Raw genomic sequence first — 16404 nt, 5'->3', positions numbered from 1 at the left:
CTACTCGTGGGGTTCGTCAGGGTTGCCGATGTGGCGAACGTGTCGGGCAATGACCGCCGCACGGTGAAACACCTGCTCGCCGGACCGGTGTGCGAGGGCCCGTCGCCGTCGTGCGCACCCGCGGCGGGCCCTCATTGCGGCCGGGATGGTGTCACGAATCGTTGGGCTTACCGCCTGCGGGCGGTGACCAGCAGGTACTCCCACTCCATCCCGGTAGGTGTCATGTAGCGGTGCGCGAGTTCGGTGAGCTGGGCGTCCAGCGTGGCGGCCAGCAGCGGGTTGTCGCCGATCGTGCGATAAGCGTTGATCGTCGGGCCGTAGTGACGCTTGAAATAGGCGTGGACTTCCCCGGCGGTATCGAATCGGTGAACGTGCAGCATGCCCCGGACCGCGCGGATATCGCCGGCCCTCTCGCCCAGCAGTCCACGCACATAGTCTGCGCGCCCCCACAGCGCCGCCGGGGGCACACCGGGCGTCAGGGTCGGCCGATACGGCCGGAGCGTGGCGAGCATCTGGCCGAAGAAACCCTCCGGTGTCCAGCTGATCACACCGATCGTGCCGCCGGGCCGACAGACCCGCAGCAGCTCGCCGGCTGCGCGCTGATGGTCTGGCGCGAACATCACCCCGATCGCCGACAGCACGGCGTCGAACTCGCCGTCGGCGAACGGCAAAGCCTGGGCATCAGCGGTCCGGCACTGCAGCGTCACCCCGCGCTGTTCGGCTCTGTGGTGTGCGCGGCGCAGTAGTTCGGGTGTCAGATCGGTGCACACAACCGTCGCGCCCGTCAGGGCGGCAGGGATGGAGATATTGCCGGATCCCGCGGCCACGTCGAGCACCCGCTGGCCCGGGCCGATGCCGGTGGCACTGACCAGTACCGGTCCCAGGGGGGCCATCACGTCCTCGGCCATGCGGGCGTAATCGCCCAGGGCCCACATCGCCTGGTGTGTGGTGGCCGCTGCGCTGGTCATCGAGGTGTTGCTGTTCATCACAACCTTTCAGAGGGTCTTTCTGAGGGGGGCTACTCCGGCACCGCCGTCGGCCGCAGGATATACACCCCGACAAATCATGCTATATGCAATAGTATTATCAAGCAATCGTTTGTGTCGACGATGATGGTCGGTTGCTAAAATCCTGGCCGGCAAGCCCGGGCGACGATGACCGCCCCGACTGTTGGGAGCACGATGCCCGCCGATGACGTGACGGCCGTTGATGAGTCTGTCGATGCGATCACCGACGCGCTGCTGACAGCATCGCGGCTGCTGGTGGCCATCTCGGCCCGCTCGATCGCACTGGTCGACGAGACCATCACCATCCCGCAATTCCGGACCTTGGTGATCTTGTCGAATCGAGGCCCGGTCAATTTGGCCACGCTGGCCGGTCTGCTGGACGTCCAGCCCTCGGCCACCGGCCGGATGGTGGACCGGCTCGTCAGCGCCGGACTGATCGACCGGCGGCCCCACCCGAGATCACGGCGCGAGCTGCTGGCGGCGCTGACCCCGCGGGGACGAGAGGTCGTCCGCCAGGTCACCGCCCACCGCCGTGCCGAAATCGCCCGCATTGTGCAGAAGATGCCGCCGGCGGAACGCCACGGGCTGGTGCGCGCGCTGATGGCGTTTACCGCCGCCGGCGGCGAGCCGGCCGCGCAGCTCGAGGTCTTCTAGCCCGGCGGCGCGGCATGGTCTTCCTAGACTGTGCCCGTGCGCCTCGTCTTCGCCGGCACGCCCGAACCCGCGCTGCCCGCGTTGCGCTGCCTCATCGGCTCGGAGCGCCATGAGGTGATCGCGGTGCTCACGCGACCGGATGCCGCCTCGGGCCGCCGCGGCAGACCGCAGCCTTCGCCGGTGGCGCGGCTGGCGCTCGAGCACGGTATTCCGCTGCTGCGGCCGTCGCAACCCAACTCGGCACAGTTCGTCGCGGAACTCGCGCAGCTGGCACCGGATTGCTGCGCGGTGGTGGCCTATGGCGCGCTGCTTGGCGACGAGTTACTGGCGGTACCCCGACACGGCTGGATCAATCTGCATTTCTCCGTGCTGCCGGCCTGGCGGGGCGCCGCTCCCGTGCAGGCGGCGATAGCCGCGGGCGATACCGTGACCGGGGCGACCACGTTTCAGATCGACTCGGGTCTGGATTCCGGACCGGTCTACGGTGTCGTCACCGAGCCGATCGGTCCCACCGACACGGCGGGCGATCTGCTGCAGCGGCTCGCGGTTTCAGGGGCCAGGCTGCTGGTCGCCACCCTCGACGGCATCGCTGACGGGACACTCACACCGGTGCCCCAACCCGCCGAGGGGATCAGCTTCGCGCCCAAGATCACCGTGGAACAGGCCCGCGTCCGCTGGGACCTGCCCGCCCAGGTCGTCGAGCGGCGAATCCGCGCCGTCACGCCCAGCCCCGGCGCCTGGACACTGATCGGCGGCCTGCGGATCAAGCTTGGGCCGGTGTGCATCGACACGCACACGCCAACACCATTGTCACCCGGTGAGATCTCTGTCGGGCGGCACGCTGTGTGGATCGGCACCGGCTCAGATCCGGTGCGGCTGGGCCAAGTTCAGCCACCCGGAAAGAAGTTCATGAACGCCGTCGACTGGGCCCGCGGCGCCCGGCTGGCCTCGACCGACCGGGCGTCGTGACGGCGTCCGGTAAGCCCCCGGGCGCCCGGTCACCCCGCCGCGCCACACTCCGGCGCCGCCCACTGGATCCGGCGCGGCGCGCCGCGTTCGACGTGCTGCGGGCGGTCACGGAACGCGACGCGTACCCGAACCTGGCGCTGCCGGCGCTGCTGCGCGAGCGCGGCATCACCGGCCGTGACGCCGCCTTCGCCACTGAGCTGACCTACGGCACCTGCCGTACCCGCGGCCTGCTCGACGCGATCATCGCGGCCGCGGCCGGCCGGACACCGCAAGCTATCGACCCCGTGCTGCTGGACCTGCTGCGGCTGGGCGCCTACCAGCTGCTGCGCACCCGCGTGGACGCGCATGCCGCGGTGTCGACCACCGTCGAACAGGCTGCACTCGAGTTTGATTCGGCCAGAGCTGGTTTTGTGAACGCTGTATTGCGCAGTATCAGCACCCGAGACGAGAGCTCATGGGTAGCCCAGTTAGCGCCCGACCCGGTGAGTGACCCGATCGGGCACACCGCCTTCGTTCATGCCCACCCCCGCTGGATCGCCCAGGCGTTCGCGGACGCGTTGGGCGCGGCCGCCGGCGAGCTCGACGCCGTGCTGGCCAGCGACGACGAGCGGCCGCAGGTGCATTTGGCGGCCCGTCCCGGAGCGTTGACCGCGGCCGAATTGGCCGATGCGGTGCACGGCACGCTCGGCCGCTACTCGCCGTTTGCGGTGTACCTGCAGGCCGGCGATCCCGGGCAACTGGCGCCGGTGCGCGACGGGCGCGCCCTGGTTCAAGACGAGGGCAGCCAGCTGGTAGCCCGGGCGCTGACGTTGGCGCCGGTAACCGGCGACACCGGACGCTGGCTCGATCTCTGCGCCGGGCCGGGCGGCAAAACCGCTCTGGTGGCGGCGCTGGGCGCCGCCGCCGGAGCGCACGTCACCGCGGTCGAACCCTCACCCACACGGGCCGCACTGGTGCGGCAGAACACCCGCGGGCTGCCGGTCGAGGTGGTGCAGGCCGACGGGCGGCACACCGGTCTGCAGCCCGGATTCGACCGGGTGCTGGTCGACGTGCCGTGCACGGGGCTGGGGGCGTTGCGCCGCCGTCCCGAAGCCCGCTGGCGACGGCAGCCGGCGGACCTGCCGGCGCTGGTCGGATTGCAGCGGGAACTGCTCGCCGCCGCGATCGCGCTGACCCGTCCCGGCGGTGTTGTGCTGTACGCGACCTGCTCGCCGCACCTGGCCGAGACTATCGGCGTGGTTGCCGACGCACTGCGCCGGCACCCGGTGTGCGCGGTGGACGCCCGGCCGTTATTCGAGCCCGTCGGTGAGCTCGGTGCGGGCCCCTTCGTGCAGCTGTGGCCGCACCGGCACGGGACCGACGCGATGTTCGCCGCCGTGCTGCGGCGTCGAGGTGCCCGCGATTCTTCAGCGGGGTAAGCGCTTCTGCGCCGCGCGGCATCGCTCAGTAGGCTCAGACGCATGCCAGGCAACACCAGCGGGCCCTTGATCGCCCCGTCGATCCTGTCGGCTGATTTCGCTCGGCTGGCCGACGCCGCCGCCGCCGTCAACGGCGCCGACTGGCTGCATGTCGACGTGATGGACGGTCATTTCGTCCCGAACCTCACGATCGGTCTGCCGGTGGTGGAGAGCCTGCGCGCCCACACTGCCCTGCCGATGGACTGTCATCTGATGATCGAAAACCCGGGCCGGTGGGCGCCCGGGTATGCCGAAGCCGGTGCCTACAACGTGACTTTCCACGCCGAGGCCACCGACGACCCGGTAGCCGTGGCCCGCGATATCCGCGCCGCGGGCGCCCGGGCGGGGCTGGGCATCAAACCCCAGACACCGCTCGAGCGCTACCTGGAGATCCTCCGCGAATTCGACACCTTGCTGATCATGTCGGTCGACCCCGGGTTCGGCGGCCAGGCGTTTATCGCTGAGGTGCTCACGAAGGTGCGCACCGCCCGCCGGTTCATTGACGCCACCGGGCTGACCATTCTGGTGGAGATCGATGGCGGTATCAACGAGGACACCATCGAGCAAGCGGCCGAGGCCGGGGTCGACTGCTTTGTCGCGGGCACGGCCGTCTACCACACCGACGACCCGGCGGCCGCGGTGGAAAGGCTGCGCCGGCGCGCCGCCGCCGCGTCAGCGCATCTGCATCGATGACTAGCCGGGCGGCTATCGGCCACGACGCCGCCATGCGTCTCGCCGTCGAGCAGGCGAACCTGGTCAAGGGCGGCACCTATCCCAACCCGCCGGTCGGGGCGGTCATCATCGACCGCGGCGGCCGCGTGGTGGGCGTCGGCGGCACCGGTCCGCCCGGCAGCGCGCATGCCGAGGTGGTGGCGCTGCGCCGGGCCGGTGCTTCGGCCGCCGGCGGTACTGCGGTGGTCACCCTCGAGCCGTGCAACCATCACGGGAGAACGCCGCCCTGCGTGGATGCTTTGCTGGCTGCCGAGGTCGCGTGCGTGGTCTACGCCGTCGCCGATCCCAACCCGATCGCCGCCGGTGGTGCGGCGCGGTTGGCGGCCGCGGGCGTGCAGGTGGTCGCCGGCGTGCAGGCGGACCTGGTGGCGGCGGGCCCGCTGCGGGAGTGGCTGCACAAACAAAAGACCGGGCTGCCGCACGTGACCTGGAAGTATGCCACCAGCATCGATGGACGCAGTGCCGCCGCCGACGGGTCCAGCCAGTGGATCACCAGCGAGGCCGCCCGCGCGGACCTGCATCGGCGCCGCGCTGCTGCCGACGCGATCGTGGTCGGTACCGGCACAGTGCTCGCCGATGACCCGGCGCTGACCGCGCGGCTGCCCGACGGCTCGCTGGCGGAACGGCAACCGCTGCGCGTGGTGGTGGGAAAGCGGGACATACCGGCCGAGGCGCAGGTGCTCAACGACGATTCGCGCACCATGCTGATCCGCACCCACGATCCGCACGAAGTCCTCAAAGCCCTGTCGGACCGCACCGATGTGCTGCTGGAGGGCGGTCCCACCCTCGCGGGGGCGTTTCTGCGCGCCGGGGCCATCGATCGCATCCTGGCCTATGTGGCGCCGATTCTTTTGGGTGGGCCCATCACCGCGGTCGACGACGTCGGGGTGCCGAGTATTGCGCGGGCGCTGCGCTGGCGGTTCGACGGGGTGGAACGGGTCGGCCCGGATCTGCTGCTGAGCCTGGTGCCGCGGTAGCTCGCCTGCCCGCGGCGCGAGCGTGCGTGTGTGCACACCGACACGCCGCACACAGCGGCATTGTGTGCACGCTCGCGACGGCGGCGCTACGCAGACGGCGCGGCGCTACGCAGACGGCCCGACGGCCTGCAGCTCGTCCACCGAAGGTTCCGCGGCGTGTACGCGGCGGCTGGCGACCAGCAGTCCCAACAGCGCCCCCGCCACGCAGACCAGGGCGGTGACCGTGAAGATCTCGCCGTACATGTCCGCGAACGCCTGCCGGTACAAGCGAGCCTGGATGGCTATCCGCACCGCCAGGCTGGCGTTAGGCGGCACTGACGCGGTCAGGCCCGCCACGATCTGGGTGAACCGGTAGAAACCCCACGCACTCAACGCGGCCACTCCGACCAGCATGCCGGTCATCCGCGCCACCACCACCAGCGCGGCCGCGATACCGTGCTGCGCCGACGGCACCACCCGCAGACTTGCCGACGACAACGGGCCGATCACCAGACCCAACCCGAGCCCGGCGATCACCAGGTCGGTATCCATCGCCGGCAGCGAAACCACGCCGAACACGTCGTGGCGGTAGGACAGCAGGTCGACCGGCCACTTCGAGATCAGCCAATAGCCGCCGGCCGCGATCAGAAGCCCGGCGAACGTCATCGCCCGATCACCGACCCGGATGGCGATCCATCCGCCCAGCAGCGCCCCGACCGGCAACGCGATGAGAAAACGCAGCAGCAGGATGGCCGCCTCGTCCTGGTCCATGCCCAGCACGCCCTGACCGAACAGTTCCACATCGACCAGCGTCACCATCAGAGCCGCACCGGCTGCGATCGAGGCACCCAATGCAGCCAGGAACGGTCGGAAGTGCACCCCGGCCGGTTCGATGAGCCGGGTGCGTGCGAAACGTTCCCACAGCGCGAACACTACGGCCGCGGCGAGCGCGCCGATCACCAGCGGCAACCCGTAACTGGGCAACGCCTGCCGGCCGTTGGGGTTGGGGTTGTAGAGCCCGATGACCGCCAAGCCCAGCGTGACCGCCAGCAACACCCCACCGACCAGGTCGATCCGCTCCGGTTCGGTGCTGCGGTCCCGCGATGGCAGGCTGAACTGGATCATCACCATCGCGGCCAGCGCCAGCGGCACGTTGATCCAGAACACGTCCTGCCAGCGGTGCAGCAGCCAGACGATAAAAATCCCGTACAGCGGGCCCAGCACGCTGCCCAGTTCCTGGGCGGCGCCGATACCACCGAGCACCCCGGCGCGGTTGCGGGCCGCCCACAAGTCGGCGCCCAGCGCCAGGGTCACCGGCAGCAGCGCGCCGGCGGCCAGACCCTGAAGGGTGCGCCCCACCACCAGGATGTGCAGATCGGTGGCCAGAGCGGTGATCACCGAGCCGACGGCGAACATGGCCAGGCTGGTCTGCAACAGCAGTTTGCGGCCGAACCGGTCCGACGCCCGGCCCAGCAGTGGCATGGCGGCGATGTAGCCCAGCAGATACCAGGTGACGATCGGGGTGATCCGCTGCAGCTGGTTGATCGGGATGCCCACGGTGGTGATGATGTCGCGCATGATGGTGACCACGACATAGGTGTCGAGGGCACCGAGCAGCACAGCGAGGCTGCCCGCGCTGATCGCGACTCTGCGGCCTGCTCGCATTGGCCTAGCTCGCCGGAGGTTTCGTCACCTGCACGGGCTCCCCCCAGTTGGACAGGGTGATCTGGATGGAATTACCCGCACTTTGATCCAGCTTCGCCTGAACCAGCTGGTGGTCGCCGTTCTCCTGGATCCAGACGGTGGCAGGCAGCGGCTGGTTCACCTTCAATTGCGGCGCAAGGGCGTTCACGGCTTCTGCGGGAACGCTGCCGCTGATGCGCACGGTGTCTTGCCCGTTGATGATGTCGCGGCCTTCGGCCTTGGCATCGGCGAAGTTGGCCAGGATGTTGGCCAGCCCGGTGTTGGGGTTCAAGATCGTGGAGACGTCGTAGATATCGGCGGCGGGACCGAGATCAGTCCATTTGTTCGGGGTTAAGGTGGCATACAGGTCCGAGTCGTACACCACGAAGTCGGCGTCGAGATCAGAACCGCCGACCACGACCTTGGCGTTGCCCTTGGCGGCGGTGCTGGGCGCGGTGGTGAGGTCGCCGGTGAGCATTTTGACGGGCAGCCCCTGAACCTTGCCGGTCGTCGACAGCACCACGTGCACGCTCTGGACGCCCTTGGTGGTCTGGCTGGATTCCCTCAGCAGTGTCGCCGCATCGGGGAGCGGCTGCTTGCTGGTCGGCTTGGACGACGAGCAGCCGGCGAGGAGCGCGGCGGTGGCGCTCAGGACGGCCAAAGCGACAAGGACGACGGCACGTCGGCGGGGCGTGTGCATACCTGGCATCGTAGAGGGTGCCGGTGACCCGACCGGAAAACGTGCGGTGTGTGTCCGGCGTCCGGCTGGGCCTGATCGGGGCGAGGTTTCCGGCCAGCCGGAGACTAGCCTGGTGCGGTGTTCACCGGAATCGTCGAAGAATTGGGTGAGGTGACCGGCCGGGATGACGTGGCCGACTGCGCCCGCCTGACCATCCGCGGTCCCGCGGTCACCGCCGATGCCGGTCACGGTGATTCGATCGCGGTCAACGGTGTGTGCCTGACCGTTGTCGAGGTACTGCCCGGAGGGCAATTCACCGCCGACGTGATGGCCGAAACGCTGCACCGGTCCAACCTACGTGACATCCGGGTCGGCAGCCGGGTGAACCTGGAGCGCGCGGTCGCGCTGAACAGCCGCCTGGGCGGGCACATCGTGCAGGGCCACATCGACGGCACCGGCACGATCCTGGCCCGCACCCCGTCCCCGGAGTGGGAAGTGGTGCGCATCGAGCTGCCGCCCGCGCTGGCGCGATACGTCGTCGAAAAAGGGTCGATCACCGTCGACGGCATCTCGCTGACCGTGTCCGGGTTGGGCCCAGACTGGTTCGAGGTCTCGCTGATCCCCACCACCCGGCAGCTGACCACCCTGGGCCGCGCCCCGGTGGGAACGCCGGTGAATCTCGAGGTCGACGTCATCGCCAAATACGTGGAACGGCTGATGGGGCGGTCCGCCCGGTAAGCCGCGGCACCGGCGGCGCGCGGTGGTTCATACTGGTGACAGCAAGGTGGGCTCGTGGCGCGAGCCCTTCCGGGAGCGTGTCCCGCTTCGGGCGGGCGCGGGCGAGGTGGCAGAGATGACGAGGCTGGATTCCGTCGAACGGGCGGTTGCCGATATCGCGGCGGGCAAAGCCGTGATCGTCATCGACGACGAGGACCGCGAAAACGAAGGTGACCTCGTCTTCGCCGCCGAGAAAGCGACGCCGGAGCTGGTGGCGTTCATGGTGCGCTACACCTCGGGCTATCTGTGTGTGCCGCTGGACGGCGCGATTTGCGACCGGCTGGGCCTGCTGCCCATGTATGCGCTGAACCAGGATAAGCACGGCACCGCCTACACGGTCACGGTGGACGCGAAAAATGGTGTGGGCACCGGGATTTCAGCTTCCGACCGGGCTACGACGATGCGGCTACTGGCCGATCCCGCCAGCGTCGCCGACGATTTCACCAGGCCCGGACACGTGGTCCCGCTGCGCGCCAAGGACGGTGGGGTGTTGCGCCGTCCCGGCCACACCGAGGCTGCCGTCGATCTGGCGCGGATGGCAGGGCTGCAGCCCGCCGGCGCGATTTGCGAGATCGTGAGCCAGAAGGACGAGGGCGCGATGGCGCAGACCGATGAGCTGCGGGTGTTCGCCGACGAGCATGGTCTCGCGCTGATCACCATCGCCGACTTGATCGCCTGGCGACGCAAACACGAAAAGCATGTCGAGCGGGTCGCTGAGGCGCGTATCCCGACCCGGCACGGGGAGTTTCGCGCAATCGGCTACACCAGCATCTACGAGGACGTCGAACATGTCGCGCTGGTTCGCGGCGAAATCGCAGGACCGCACAACGACGGCGACGACGTGCTGGTGCGGGTGCACTCGGAGTGCCTGACCGGAGATGTGTTCGGCTCGCGGCGCTGTGACTGCGGGCCGCAGTTGGACGCGGCGATGGCGATGGTGGCGCGGGAAGGGCGCGGGGTGGTGCTCTACATGCGCGGGCATGAGGGCCGAGGCATCGGCCTGATGCACAAACTGCAGGCCTACCAGTTGCAGGACGCCGGCGCCGACACCGTGGAAGCTAACCTAAGGCTCGGGTTGCCAGCCGACGCAAGGGATTACGGGATTGGCGCGCAGATCCTCGTCGATCTCGGGGTGCGCTCGATGCGGCTGCTGACCAACAACCCTGCCAAACGTGTCGGGCTCGACGGCTACGGACTGCACATCATCGAACGGGTGCCGCTGCCGGTGCGGGCCAACGCCGAAAATATCCGTTATCTGATGACCAAGCGCGATCGGATGGGTCATGACCTGGCCGGGTTGGACGATTTCCACGAATCCGCCCATCTGCCAGGTGAGTTCGGTGGTGCGTTATGAAACAGGGAGCCGGTTGGTGAGCGGTGGCGCCGGTGTACCGGAGATGCCTCCGCTCGACGCGTCCGGGCTGCAGCTTGCCATTGTCGCCAGCACGTGGCACCGCACGATCTGCGACGCGCTGCTGGAAGGAGCCCGCAAAACCGCTGCCGAGTGGGGTATCGACAACCCGACGGTAGTCCGGGTGCTGGGAGCGATCGAGATCCCGGTGGTGGCCCAGGCACTGGCCCGCGACCATGACGCTGTTGTCGCGCTAGGTGTCGTGATCCGCGGTGCAACACCACATTTCGACTATGTTTGCGATGCAGTGACTCAGGGTCTGACCCGGGTGTCGCTGGACGCCTCCACACCGGTAGCCAACGGTGTGCTGACCACCAACACCGAGCAGCAAGCGCTGGAGCGGGCCGGGCTGCCGACCTCCACCGAGGACAAGGGTGCGCAGGCGACGGCGGCGGCGCTGTCCACCGCGCTCGCGCTGCGCGAGCTGCGCCCAAAACCGTGAACGCCACCTCCGGACACGACTGGGACGCCGAAATTCGGCCCTATCTGACACCCTATTTCGCCTATGGGGCGGCTTTTGTGATCGCGGCGGCACATATCGCGGTGGGTGCGCTGCTCAAGGCCAAGTCCACCGGGGTGGTCTTCCAAACGGCCGACCAGGTGGCGATCGGCGCGTTGGGGATAGTGATCGCCGGGCTCGTGTTGCTGCTCGCCCGTCCGCGGCTTCGGGTGGGCCCTGCCGGGCTATCAGTGCGCAATCTCGTTGGCTACCGCCTCATCCCGTGGTCCGCTGTGGTCGATGTGTCATTTCCCGACGGTGCCCGCTGGGCACGAATCGACTTGCCCGGGGACGAGTACATCCCGGTATTGGCGATCCAGGCCGTCGACAAAAACCGCGCCGTCGACGCCATGAACACGGTGCGTGCCTCGCTGCTGCGCTACCGGCCCGACCTGAGATCCGCCGCCGATGACACGTCCTCGGCGTAGTGTGCGCCGGGCGGCACGTCGCCCGAACCCGGCGGACACCAGGCGGTCACTATCCCCGCCGAGCCGCCCGGCTGCGCCGGTTCACCCCGCGGGGGTACACAGCCCCGGCCCGGTCCGCAGGCCCGACCGTCGTTCTCGGCCCCCTTCCGGCGGCCACTAGCCTAGAAAGAGTGCCTGATCCCGCGACGTACCGCCCCGCGCCCGGATCCATCCCGGCGGAGCCGGGTGTCTACCGGTTCCGGGATCAGCATGGGCGAGTCATCTACGTCGGTAAGGCCAAAAGTCTGCGTAGCCGGCTGACCTCATATTTCACTGACGTCGCCAGCCTGAACCCGCGCACCCGCCAGATGGTGACCACCGCGGCCAAGGTGGAGTGGACGGTGGTCAGCACCGAGGTCGAGGCACTGCAGCTGGAATACAACTGGATCAAGGAGTTCGACCCGCGGTTCAACGTCCGCTACCGCGACGACAAGTCCTATCCGGTGCTGGCGGTCACCCTCAATGAAGAATTTCCCCGGTTGATGGTCTACCGCGGCCCCCGGCGCAAGGGGGTGCGCTATTTCGGCCCGTACTCGCACGCCTGGGCGATCCGGGAGACGCTCGATTTGCTCACCCGGGTATTTCCGGCTCGCACCTGCTCGACGGGAGTGTTCAAGCGTCACAGGCAGATCGGGCGGCCATGCCTGCTCGGCTACATCGACAAATGTTCGGCGCCATGCATCGGCCTGGTCAGCGCCGAGCAGCACCGCCAGATCGTGAACGATTTCTGCGATTTTCTGTCGGGCAAAACCGAGCGGTTCGCTCGCGACCTCGAGCAGCAGATGAACGCCGCAGCCGAACAACTGGATTTCGAACGCGCTGCCCGGCTGCGTGACGACCTGTCGGCGCTCAGGCGAGCCCTGGAGAAGCAGACCGTGGTGCTCAGTGACGGGACCGACGCCGATGTGGTCGCGTTCGCCGACGACGAGCTCGAAGCCGCCGTCCAGGTATTTCACGTGCGTGGCGGCCGGGTTCGCGGCCAGCGTGGCTGGGTCGTCGAAAAACCCGGTGACCCTGGCGATTCCGGCGAAGCACAGCTGGTCGAACAGTTTTTGACCCAGTTCTACGGTGAGCAGGCGGAGCTGGGCGATGCTGCCGACGAGTCCGCCAACCCGGTGCCGCGTGAGGTGCTGGTGCCGTGCCTGCCGCCCAATGCCGACGAGCTGGCGAGCTGGCTCTCAGGTCTGCGCGGCACACGGGTTATGCTGCGGGTGCCGCGACGCGGCGACAAACGGGTGCTGGCCGAAACCGTCCAGAGAAACGCGAAAGAGGCCCTGCAGCAACATAAGCTGAAACGAGCCGGAGATTTCAACGCCAGATCCGCTGCGCTGCAGAACATCCAGGATGCGTTGGGACTGGCCGACGCACCGCTGCGAATCGAATGCGTCGACGTCAGTCACGTCCAGGGCACCGATGTGGTCGGCTCGCTGGTGGTTTTCGAGGACGGGCTGCCACGCAAGTCCGACTATCGTCACTTCGCCATCCGGGAGGCCGCCGGGCAGGGCCGCTCCGACGACGTCGCTTCCATCGCCGAAGTCACCCGGCGCCGGTTCCTGCGTCACCTTCAGGACTCAGATGTGCCTGCCCCCGAAGGAAAGTCGCGTCGTTTCGCCTATCCGCCCAACGTCTACGTCGTCGACGGCGGTGCTCCGCAGGTCAACGCGGCGGCAGCGGTTCTCGACGAACTCGGCATCACCGATATCGCGGTCATCGGCCTCGCGAAGCGGCTCGAAGAGGTGTGGGTGCCTTCGGAACCCGAGCCGATCATCTTGCCGCGCAATTCCGAGGGATTGTATCTGTTGCAGCGGATTCGCGATGAGGCGCACCGCTTCGCCATCAGCTATCACCGCAGCAAGCGCTCCAAGCGCATGACGGCGTCGGCGCTGGACGCGGTGCCGGGACTGGGTGAGCACCGGCGCAAAGCACTGGTCAGTCATTTCGGATCGGTGTCCCGCCTCCGGGAGGCCACCGTTGAGGAGATCACCGCTGTGCCGGGCATCGGTGTCGCGACAGCGACGGCGGTGCTCGAAGCGTTGCGGCCGGGCCGACCCGGTTCGAAAACGGAAGCCCCGACGTATGATCAGCACACGGCCGGACAGGGGACCGGATGATGGGCCGGATCATAGATGACGAGAAACGGGTGGGCGGGGTGAAAGCCGAACCGCCAAACAAGCAGGCCGGCCAACCCGTCGGTGCACCGCAGTCGGGTATCGATGTGGTTTTGGTGACCGGGCTGTCCGGCGCCGGGCGCGGTACCGCGGCCAAGGTGCTCGAGGACCTCGGTTGGTATGTCGCCGACAATCTGCCTCCGCAACTGATCACCCGCATGGTGGACTTCGGGCTGGCGGCCGGATCGCGGATCACCCAGCTTGCGGTGGTGATGGATGTGCGCTCGCGTGGGTTCACCGGGGACCTGGACTGGGTGCGCAACGACCTGGCGACCCGCAACATCACCCCGCGGGTGCTGTTTATGGAAGCCTCCGACGACACGCTGGTGCGCCGTTACGAGCAGAATCGCCGCAGCCATCCGCTCCAAGGCGAGCAGACGCTGGTGGAAGGGATCGCCGCGGAGCGTGAGATGCTGTCGCCGGTGCGTGCCACCGCCGACCTGATCATCGACACGTCGACCCTGTCGGTGCGAGCCTTACGCGAAAGCATCGAACGCGCATTCGGCGGCGAGACCGTCGCGCACACCAGCGTGACGGTCGAGTCGTTCGGCTTCAAATACGGTCTGCCGATGGACGCGGACATGGTGATGGACGTGCGCTTCTTGCCTAATCCGCACTGGGTCGACGAGTTGCGGCCCCACACCGGTCAGCATCCGGCGGTGCGCGACTACGTGCTGGGCCAGAACGGCGCGGCAGAGTTCCTCGACACCTACCATCGATTGCTATCCCTGGTTGTCGACGGCTACCGCAAGGAGGGGAAGCGCTACATGACTGTTGCCATCGGCTGCACCGGCGGCAAGCATCGCAGTGTCGTCATCGCCGAGGCGTTGGCGCAGCTGCTGGGACGCAATGCGCAGCTATCCGTGCGGGTGCTGCACCGGGACCTGGGTCGCGAATGAGCCTGGAAAAAAGCCACAGCATCGTCGCTCTAGGCGGCGGACATGGTCTGTATGCGACGCTGTCGGCCGCCCGCCGGTTGACCCCGCACGTCACCGCCGTGGTCACGGTGGCCGACGACGGCGGCTCGTCGGGTCGGCTGCGCAGCGAATTGGACGTAGTGCCACCGGGTGATCTGCGAATGGCGTTGGCGGCGTTGGCATCTGACAGCCCGTACGGACGGCTGTGGGCCACTATCCTGCAGCACCGATTCGGCGGCAGCGGGGCGCTGGCCGGACACCCGATCGGCAACCTGTTGCTCGCCGGCCTCAACGAGGTGCTGGGCGACCCGGTCGCGGCCCTCGACGAGCTCGGGCGCATCCTCGGTGTCAAGGGCAGAGTACTGCCGATGTGCCCGATCGCCCTGCAGATTGAAGCCGACGTGGCTGGTTTAGAGGCCGACCCGCGGATATTTCGGGTGATCCGTGGCCAGGTGGCGATAGCCACCACACCGGGAAAGGTGCGGCGGGTGCGGTTGTTGCCCCCCGACCCGCCGGCCACCCGGCAAGCCGTCGACGCGATCATGGCGGCCGACCTGGTCGTGCTGGGCCCTGGTTCGTGGTTCACCAGCGTGATCCCGCACGTGCTGGTGCCCGGGCTGGCGGCGGCGCTGCGGGCGACCACGGCACGCCGCGCCCTGGTGCTCAACCTGGTGGCGGAGCCGGGGGAAACTGCCGGGTTCTCGGTCGAGCGCCATTTGCACGTGCTGGCTCAGCATGCGCCCGGTTTTACCGTGCACGACGTCATCATCGACGCCGAGCGGGTGCCCAGCGAGCGGGAGCGAGACCAACTGCGCCGCACCGCAACACTACTCGAAGCTGAGGTCCGCTTCGCTGACGTGTCCAGACCTGGTACACCATTACACGACCCGGACAAACTGGCGGCGGCGCTGGACGGGGTGCGGATGCGTGACACTGGACCGGGGCCGTCGCCGGTGACCGCCCCGGTGCCGATCGAAGCTGAACGGCAACAGGCCGGCGCACACGGACCGGGAGGTAACGGACCGAGGGGTGACGACGCGTGGCAATGACAGCCGAAGTCAAAGACGAGCTGAGCCGGCTGGTGATCAACTCGGTCAGTGCTCGGCGCGCCGAAGTCACGTCATTATTGCGGTTTGCCGGGGGGCTGCACATCGTCGGCGGCCGCGTGGTTGTGGAGGCGGAGCTGGATTCGGGCAGCGTAGCACGCCGGCTGCGCCGAGAGATCTTCGAGCTATACGGTTACAACGCGGCAGTACACATGTTGTCAGCCAGCGGGATTCGCAAGCAGACCCGTTATGTGGTGCGGGTCGCCAACGACGGTGAGGCGCTGGCCCGCCAGACCGGACTGCTCGACCAGCGCGGGCGCCCGGTGCGTGGCCTGCCGGCCCAGGTCGTCGGCGGCAGTATCGCTGACGCCGAAGCAGCTTGGCGGGGCGCCTTTTTGGCGCACGGATCGCTGACCGAGCCGGGGCGCTCGTCGGCGTTGGAGGTCAGCTGCCCGGGTCCGGAGGCCGCGCTGGCGTTGGTGGGCGCGGCGCGGCGGCTTGGGGTCAGCGCCAAAGCCCGTGAAGTGCGCGGCGCCGACCGCGTGGTGGTGCGCGACGGCGAGGCGATCGGTGCGTTGCTGACGCGGATGGGCGCCAACGACACTCGGCTGATTTGGGAGGAGCGCCGGATGCGCCGGGAGGTGCGCGCGACCGCCAACCGGCTGGCCAACTTCGATGACGCTAACCTGCGCCGCTCCGCGCGGGCGGCGGTGGCGGCGGCAGCCCGGGTGGAGCGGGCGTTGGAGATACTCGGCGACAGTGTGCCCGATCATCTGGCCGCCGCCGGCAAGCTGCGTATCGAGCACCGGCAGGCTTCGCTGGAGGAACTGGGCCGGCTTGCCGATCCTCCGATGACCAAAGATGCGGTGGCCGGTCGGATCCGGCGGCTGCTGTCGATGGCGGATCGCAAGGCGAAACAGGAGGGCATCCCGGACACCGAATCGGCGGTGACCCCGGATCTGCTGGAGGATGTGTAACGTTC

Annotated in this window: 16 protein-coding genes; 13 read left to right on the top strand and 3 right to left on the bottom strand. The window is 68.3% G+C overall.

What is annotated here, in order from left to right; translation table 11 throughout:
* Positions 1 to 167: 167 nt before the first annotated feature.
* Positions 168 to 986 carry a class I SAM-dependent methyltransferase gene (locus tag G6N08_RS17145; protein ID WP_163759227.1) on the bottom strand — a complete coding sequence of 273 codons (819 nt, stop codon included), beginning with the start codon at positions 984 to 986 and terminating at the stop codon, positions 168 to 170.
* 195 nt (positions 987 to 1181) lie between these two features.
* Here G6N08_RS17145 and G6N08_RS17140 point away from each other — a divergent pair, with 195 nt between their 5' ends.
* From G6N08_RS17140 to ribD, 5 genes are read left to right on the top strand one after another with little or no spacing between them, the layout of a single operon-like run.
* Positions 1182 to 1661 carry a MarR family transcriptional regulator gene (locus G6N08_RS17140; RefSeq protein ID WP_163759225.1) on the top strand — a complete coding sequence of 160 codons (480 nt, stop codon included), beginning with the start codon at positions 1182 to 1184 and terminating at the stop codon, positions 1659 to 1661.
* Positions 1662 to 1697: 36 nt separating this feature from the next.
* Positions 1698 to 2630, top strand: coding sequence for a methionyl-tRNA formyltransferase (gene fmt, locus G6N08_RS17135; RefSeq protein WP_163759223.1), 933 nt, complete (start codon positions 1698 to 1700; stop codon positions 2628 to 2630).
* Positions 2627 to 4048 (top strand): RsmB/NOP family class I SAM-dependent RNA methyltransferase, encoded by a 1422-nt coding sequence (locus tag G6N08_RS17130; protein ID WP_163759221.1) that lies wholly within the window; start codon positions 2627 to 2629, stop codon positions 4046 to 4048. Before fmt ends, G6N08_RS17130 begins: the two co-directional genes overlap by 4 nt.
* A gap of 42 nt (positions 4049 to 4090) precedes the next feature.
* Positions 4091 to 4780 (top strand): ribulose-phosphate 3-epimerase, encoded by a 690-nt coding sequence (rpe, locus tag G6N08_RS17125; protein ID WP_163759219.1) that lies wholly within the window; start codon positions 4091 to 4093, stop codon positions 4778 to 4780.
* Positions 4777 to 5796 carry a bifunctional diaminohydroxyphosphoribosylaminopyrimidine deaminase/5-amino-6-(5-phosphoribosylamino)uracil reductase RibD gene (ribD, locus tag G6N08_RS17120; protein WP_163759217.1) on the top strand — a complete coding sequence of 340 codons (1020 nt, stop codon included), beginning with the start codon at positions 4777 to 4779 and terminating at the stop codon, positions 5794 to 5796. The genes rpe and ribD overlap by 4 nt, the downstream gene beginning before the upstream one ends.
* A gap of 105 nt (positions 5797 to 5901) precedes the next feature.
* On the opposite strand, the gene G6N08_RS17115 is transcribed toward ribD, so the two are convergent.
* Together G6N08_RS17115 and G6N08_RS17110 are read right to left on the bottom strand one after the other, a co-directional pair.
* Positions 5902 to 7440, bottom strand: a complete 1539-nt coding sequence (locus G6N08_RS17115) for an MFS transporter (RefSeq protein ID WP_163759215.1) — start codon at positions 7438 to 7440, stop codon at positions 5902 to 5904.
* 4 nt (positions 7441 to 7444) lie between these two features.
* Entirely contained in the window at positions 7445 to 8158 is a 714-nt protein-coding gene (locus tag G6N08_RS17110; RefSeq protein ID WP_163759214.1) for an LppX_LprAFG lipoprotein, read from the bottom strand.
* Positions 8159 to 8275: 117 nt separating this feature from the next.
* Between G6N08_RS17110 and G6N08_RS17105 the strand changes: the two genes are divergently transcribed.
* From G6N08_RS17105 to whiA, 8 genes are all read left to right on the top strand, one after another.
* The gene (locus tag G6N08_RS17105) at positions 8276 to 8875 is read left to right on the top strand and encodes a riboflavin synthase (RefSeq protein WP_163759211.1); all 600 of its coding nucleotides are present in this window, start codon (positions 8276 to 8278) and stop codon (positions 8873 to 8875) included.
* A 115-nt stretch (positions 8876 to 8990) separates the two neighbouring features.
* A complete protein-coding gene (locus G6N08_RS17100) occupies positions 8991 to 10268 on the top strand; it encodes a bifunctional 3,4-dihydroxy-2-butanone-4-phosphate synthase/GTP cyclohydrolase II (RefSeq protein WP_163759209.1) in 1278 nt (425 codons plus the stop codon).
* Positions 10269 to 10284: 16 nt separating this feature from the next.
* Complete coding sequence (gene ribH, locus G6N08_RS17095) at positions 10285 to 10767, top strand: 6,7-dimethyl-8-ribityllumazine synthase (protein WP_163759207.1); 483 nt, start codon at positions 10285 to 10287, stop codon at positions 10765 to 10767.
* Positions 10764 to 11252: a PH domain-containing protein gene (locus G6N08_RS17090; protein WP_163759205.1), complete on the top strand. Its 489-nt coding sequence runs from the start codon at positions 10764 to 10766 to the stop codon at positions 11250 to 11252. Before ribH ends, G6N08_RS17090 begins: the two co-directional genes overlap by 4 nt.
* Positions 11253 to 11422: 170 nt before the next feature.
* Positions 11423 to 13402, top strand: coding sequence for an excinuclease ABC subunit UvrC (gene uvrC / locus G6N08_RS17085; RefSeq protein WP_163759203.1), 1980 nt, complete (start codon positions 11423 to 11425; stop codon positions 13400 to 13402).
* Positions 13402 to 14358, top strand: coding sequence for an RNase adapter RapZ (gene rapZ, locus G6N08_RS17080; RefSeq protein ID WP_246216791.1), 957 nt, complete (start codon positions 13402 to 13404; stop codon positions 14356 to 14358). Before uvrC ends, rapZ begins: the two co-directional genes overlap by 1 nt.
* Complete coding sequence (gene yvcK / locus G6N08_RS17075) at positions 14355 to 15425, top strand: uridine diphosphate-N-acetylglucosamine-binding protein YvcK (protein WP_163759202.1); 1071 nt, start codon at positions 14355 to 14357, stop codon at positions 15423 to 15425. The genes rapZ and yvcK overlap by 4 nt, the downstream gene beginning before the upstream one ends.
* Entirely contained in the window at positions 15422 to 16399 is a 978-nt protein-coding gene (gene whiA / locus G6N08_RS17070) for a DNA-binding protein WhiA (protein ID WP_163760807.1), read from the top strand. The genes yvcK and whiA overlap by 4 nt, the downstream gene beginning before the upstream one ends.
* Positions 16400 to 16404 lie beyond the last annotated feature (5 nt).

The sequence above is a fragment of the Mycobacterium botniense genome (assembly GCF_010723305.1).
GTDB classification, from domain to species: domain Bacteria; phylum Actinomycetota; class Actinomycetes; order Mycobacteriales; family Mycobacteriaceae; genus Mycobacterium; species Mycobacterium botniense.
This window is presented reverse-complemented; position numbering and strand designations above follow the sequence as displayed.

Coding starts and splice junctions, on each gene's coding strand:
- G6N08_RS17140 (WP_163759225.1), top strand. CDS start 1,182: ATGCCCGCCGATGACGTGACGGCCGTTGATGAGTCTGTCGATGCGATC.
- yvcK (WP_163759202.1), top strand. CDS start 14,355: ATGAGCCTGGAAAAAAGCCACAGCATCGTCGCTCTAGGCGGCGGACAT.
- rpe (WP_163759219.1), top strand. CDS start 4,091: ATGCCAGGCAACACCAGCGGGCCCTTGATCGCCCCGTCGATCCTGTCG.
- ribD (WP_163759217.1), top strand. CDS start 4,777: ATGACTAGCCGGGCGGCTATCGGCCACGACGCCGCCATGCGTCTCGCC.
- G6N08_RS17145 (WP_163759227.1), bottom strand. CDS start 986: ATGAACAGCAACACCTCGATGACCAGCGCAGCGGCCACCACACACCAG.
- G6N08_RS17100 (WP_163759209.1), top strand. CDS start 8,991: ATGACGAGGCTGGATTCCGTCGAACGGGCGGTTGCCGATATCGCGGCG.
- rapZ (WP_246216791.1), top strand. CDS start 13,402: ATGGGCCGGATCATAGATGACGAGAAACGGGTGGGCGGGGTGAAAGCC.
- whiA (WP_163760807.1), top strand. CDS start 15,422: ATGACAGCCGAAGTCAAAGACGAGCTGAGCCGGCTGGTGATCAACTCG.
- G6N08_RS17115 (WP_163759215.1), bottom strand. CDS start 7,440: ATGCGAGCAGGCCGCAGAGTCGCGATCAGCGCGGGCAGCCTCGCTGTG.
- G6N08_RS17110 (WP_163759214.1), bottom strand. CDS start 8,158: ATGCACACGCCCCGCCGACGTGCCGTCGTCCTTGTCGCTTTGGCCGTC.